4 protein-coding genes and 1 tRNA gene are annotated in these 4958 nt (G+C 45.8%); 2 read left to right on the top strand and 3 right to left on the bottom strand.

The window, feature by feature from the left end; genetic code table 11:
• Positions 1–87 precede the first annotated feature (87 nt).
• Positions 88–158 (top strand) — tRNA-Gln (locus tag Q0110_RS18190).
• Positions 159–221: 63 nt separating this feature from the next.
• Here Q0110_RS18190 and Q0110_RS18195 read toward each other — a convergent pair.
• Genes Q0110_RS18195 through dnaG form a run of 3 tightly spaced genes read right to left on the bottom strand, consistent with a single transcriptional unit; the run spans position 222 to position 4536 of the window.
• Positions 222–1538 carry an ABC transporter permease gene (locus Q0110_RS18195; protein WP_297909909.1) on the bottom strand — a complete coding sequence of 439 codons (1317 nt, stop codon included), beginning with the start codon at positions 1536–1538 and terminating at the stop codon, positions 222–224.
• The gene (locus Q0110_RS18200) at positions 1535–2407 is read right to left on the bottom strand and encodes an ABC transporter ATP-binding protein (protein ID WP_297909912.1); all 873 of its coding nucleotides are present in this window, start codon (positions 2405–2407) and stop codon (positions 1535–1537) included. The genes Q0110_RS18195 and Q0110_RS18200 overlap by 4 nt, the downstream gene beginning before the upstream one ends.
• A gap of 11 nt (positions 2408–2418) precedes the next feature.
• On the bottom strand, positions 2419–4536 hold the full coding sequence (gene dnaG, locus Q0110_RS18205) for a DNA primase (RefSeq protein WP_297909915.1): 2118 nt from the start codon (positions 4534–4536) through the stop codon (positions 2419–2421).
• Between the two features lie 84 nt (positions 4537–4620).
• Between dnaG and Q0110_RS18210 the strand changes: the two genes are divergently transcribed.
• Positions 4621–4958 (top strand): phage integrase SAM-like domain-containing protein (locus tag Q0110_RS18210; RefSeq protein WP_297909918.1); only part of this gene is annotated, 338 nt, incomplete at its 3' end.

Consider the following 4958-nt stretch of genomic DNA (forward strand, 5'->3'; position numbering starts at 1 on the left):
TAGCACAACAGATTCTGGTCCTGTTTGTCCTGGTTCGAATCCAGGTAGAACAACATTTAAAGTTTGTTTTGACGATTTTGTGGAGATTGTTCTATGGTGTAATGGTAGCACAACAGATTCTGGTCCTGTTTGTCCTGGTTCGAATCCAGGTAGAACAACACAAAAAAGCCTCGTTATTCGATAAGAGTAGCGAGGCTTTTTGCGTTATGGATATCGTGTTTTTATTTGTAACGAAGCCATTTGAGCATCTCCTTTATACTGGGCTTCTTACCATACATGAGAATGCCTACACGGTATATTTTGGCGGAAAGCCAAGTGAAACCGATGGATGATATATACAAAAATCCGATGGAAAGTAGTATTTCCCACAAAGGCACGTCGAATGGAACACGGACCATCATGACGATTGGAGAGGTGAATGGGATCATGGAGCACCAGAAAGCTAATGGTCCGTCGGGGTTTTCCATGCTATAGATTCCCGCGTAGAGGGCGAAAACCAAAAGGAGCGTGACTGGTAGCATGAATTGTTGCGTGTCTTCTTGGCCGTCTACGGCTGATCCGATAGCGGCGAATAAAGAAGAATATAATAGGTAGCCGCCTATGAAATAAACGATAAACAAGATGCCTATCTCGGTAAAGTTGATCGTGTTTAGCGTCTCTATCCATTCATTTCCCGACTGTTGGACAGCGATAGCCGTTATGTTAGGGGCTGTGTTAAGTGCCATGCTTGACCGCAAGATCTCGCTTTCCGTACCTCCTCCCAAAAAGAATGTTCCCCCGGTGATGAGTATAAAGGTCATGACCGCCCAAAGGAATACTTGCGTAAGCCCGACAAAACCGATTCCTATAATCTTACCCATCATCAAGTCGAAAGGCTTGACGGACGAGATCATGATCTCGATGATCCGGTTTGTCTTTTCTTCCATAACCCCTTGCATGACCATTCCTCCATAAATTAGGATGAACATATAGATAAGCATGGTGAAAATAACACCGGTGATGGAGGCTACTACGGACGAGGATTGTTTTTCGCTTCCGTCATCTCCCCATTTGATGGTCTGTATATTGAAATTTATTTTGCTTTCTTTTATGATTTCTTTTAAATTCGGGATATTGAACGTTGCCAGTTTGTCACTTTCGATCTGCTTCTTTAATGTCATATTGACGAGCCGGCTCAATTCTCCCGGGATTTGTTTCTTGGAATATAAAGTGGCGGCTTTCGGGTTTTCCAATAAATCTTCCGTGATCGCAAGGAACGCGAATATCTCCTTGTCTGGGATTTGCCTGTAGGTATCCATGCTTTGGTCGCTATTGATGAAACGATAAGTCTCCGTATCCTCAAACAGAGGGGCGTATTTACCGGTGGAGTCGAGGATAGCGATGGTATGTACCTCATCTCCTTTGATGGATGAAAGCCAAAGAGGGACGAATACGAGCGCCGCGAATAGAAACGGCGTGAGGAACGTGAGCAGGATAAATGACTTTTTACTTACTCTCCGGAGATATTCCCGTTTGATGATTAATCCTATTTTGCTCATGCCTTTGGTGTGTTTGTACCGGAAACGGTGTTGATAAAAATGTCATTCATGGAGGGGATCTCTTCCGTGAAAGAAAGTATCTCATATTGGGAGGCGAGTTTCGTCAGCCATTCCGAGTTGCTGATGGGGTCTTCTTTGCGGACTCGTAGTTCTTCGATTTCCCCCGTTTCCCTACGTACATTTAATATATAGGTGTTGTTCTTGAAGCGTTCCCTTACCTCTTTCACGTTGCCCGATAGAACCACTTGGGAACGATTGATAAGGGTTATTTCATCACAAATCTCTTCCACGGAAGACATGTTATGGGTGGAGAATATAATGGTATGCCCAGCCGCTTTCAACTCCAATATCTCCTGTTTAAGACGATCTGCGTTGACTGGATCGAATCCGCTAAAAGGCTCGTCGAAGATCAATAGCTCGGGTTCATGTATCACGGTGATGATGAACTGTACTTTTTGTTGCATACCTTTCGATAACTCTTCCAGTTTACGATTCCACCAAGGCATGATGTCGAATTTCTCGAACCAATGAATCAAGCGCTTGCGTGCTTCCGAGTAAGAGAGGCCTTTTAGTTGCCCGAGGTAGATTGCTTGTTCCCCGACTTTCATCTTTTTATATAGACCTCTTTCTTCCGGCAAATAACCGATCTGGTAAATATCTTCCGGGCAGGATTCATGGCCGTTGAAGCGGATGATTCCGCTATCTGGAGCCGTTATCCGGTTGATGATCCGGATCAGGGTCGTCTTGCCGGCCCCGTTAGGCCCCAGTAATCCAAAGATCGTTCCTTGAGGAACCTGGATACTTACTTTATTTAAGGCCAAATGTCCGGCATACTGTTTGACCACGTCTTCTGTCTCAAGAAAATTCATAGATGTTTTTATTACATTTTTAATACGATACGTTCGCCCAGTTCTTTGCAGAGTACGCTCTTGATCTCGTTCAGGTGGGCGTGTTGTTTCATTAAATCAAAGATTTGTTCCATGTCCCCTTTGTTTTGAGCCTCTTTGATTTTCGTTTGGATATCCTTTATTTTATAGAGGATATAGGCATCTTTCAAGGAGTAGATTTCTCGGGGGACTAAGTAATCCAGCTTATCTTCTTCCTGTTCTAGCTCCCTGAACTTCGTATGATATTTACTAAGCTGGTACTTATCGCTGATAAGGTTAGCGGCAAGCCGGCTTATGTTCGGATCTGGGTGGGCTAGAAAATAACGGTTAGCTATAAAACCTTCGTCCTTGCAATGCTCGGCGGCCTCGTCCAGCATTTGTTTGAAGGAGGGGGTATAAAACGTAAGGTCGTCGCGTTCCAGGTCGAAACGGATATAATCGGCTACCCGCATGATGACATGCTCGTTTGTCTCCTCGTCTATGTAGTCGTAAAGGACACGTTCGCCATATCGTACGATATAGCGTAAAAGAGCTAGCTCGTAAGCCTCGAAAGGGGAACGTTTCGTTTGGACTTGTGTGTTGGATACAGTCGGAACCTCGTATGGAGGTGTCGGGGGCGGGCCCGCTTCCTCTTCCGGAATGTAATCCTCTGGCGGTGGAGGTGGGATATTTTCCGGAGGAAGGGCGTTGATCTCTTCCTGCGTATAAGGCTGAAAACCGGGGAAATCCGGGTATACGGGAACTGTTTCGGCAGGGGGTGAAGGGAGCGTTGTCTTCTTCACCGATTTAGCCGTTAGGTTTTCTTCCTTGCTTAAGCGTATCTTGTTGACCTCGTTGAGTAAGACTTGCTCGTCTATCTCCATGGTCGTACTGCATTCCCGGATATATACGGAACGGGCGATATTATCAGGAATGATCGCCACCGTGCGGATGATATCCGAGATCAAGGCAGAGCGTTTGATCGGGTCGCTGTCCGCTTCCTCCAATAGTAACTTTGTCTTGAAGCGGATGAAATCCGTCTCGTTTTGGCTGATGAACTCGGCGAACTCGCTTGCGCTATGGCTACGGGCGAATGAATCCGGGTCTTCTCCGGCGGGAAGGAGCACGACTTTGACGTTCATCCCTTCCTCTAATAACATATCGATACCCCGGAGAGCCGCTTTGATTCCAGCGGCGTCTCCATCATATAATACCGTGATATTATTCGTGAAGCGGCGTATGAGCCGGATTTGCCCTTGCGTGAGGGCCGTACCCGAGGAGGCTACCACGTTCTCCACACCCACTTGATGCATGCCGATCACGTCCATATATCCTTCCACCAAGAAACAACGGTCTTGTTTCATGATCGCTTGCTTGGCGAAATAAATTCCGTATAGCTCGTTGCTTTTGTGATAAATCTCGCTTTCGGGAGAGTTTACGTATTTCGCGGTCTTCTCGTCTTTTTTCAGCACGCGTCCACCGAAGGCTACTATCTTCCCGCTTAACGTGTGGACGGGGAAGATTACACGGCCCCGGAAACGGTCGTTCACATTGCCGTTGTCATAAGTGATAACCAGCCCTGTTTTCTCGAGGAATTCCTTTTTATAGCCTGCTTTTGTTGCGGCTTTGTATAATGCGTCCCGCTGGTCCAGGCTATATCCGAGCTGGAACTTACGGATGATGTCTTCACGTAATCCTCGTTCGGCGAAATAACGCATGCCTATGCTTCTCCCTTCTATATGCTCGTGCAATAAGGAAGAGAAATATTGTCCTGCCCAATTATTGACGATAAGCATGCTTTCCCGGTCACTACGGATTTGTTTTTCTTTCTCGGTAAGTTCCCGCTCTTGTATCTCGATGTTGTATTTTTTCGCCAGGAAACGCAAAGCGTCGAAGTAACTGAGTTGCTCGTGTTTCATGATGAAGTGGACAGCGGTTCCTCCTTCTCCGCAAGCGAAGCATTTGCAGATGTTTTTCGAGGGGGATACATAAAAAGACGGAGACTTGTCCGAGTGGAACGGGCATAATCCTACATAGTTGACACCCCGTTTCCGAAGAGTCACGAATTCAGAGACAACATCTACGATGTTCGCCGCATCCAGTATCCGGTCTATGGTAGGTTGATCAATCATTTTAATATTACTCCTTTTTTTAGCGAACACAAATGTAGTGATATTTTTGGAGGTTTAATTTGTGAATTCGAAAAACAGGGAGAAATGGAAAAGAATGATTTTGTGGCAGGCATGTTAGCATATATGTCTAAGTTGCGTCGGGAAGGGCATCATTCCTCGGCGAAGAGTTATCAAGACGCATTGAACTCGTTCTTGCGTTTTTGTGGTTTGAAGGTGATTCCTTATACCTATATTAATAAGGATACGCTCTTGAGTTACCAGGTCTATTTATTGAAACGTGAGTGTGCCCGCAATACGGTATCTACCTATATGCGTCGTATTCGTTGTGTTTATAATCGAGCGGTGGAGGAGGGAGACGCTCCTTATGTCCCCCATCTTTTTAAAGGGGTGTTCACGGGTGTAGAGAGCAAGCGTAAGAAAGC

This window comes from uncultured Parabacteroides sp. (assembly GCF_947855115.1).
Taxonomy (GTDB): Bacteria; Bacteroidota; Bacteroidia; order Bacteroidales; family Tannerellaceae; genus Parabacteroides.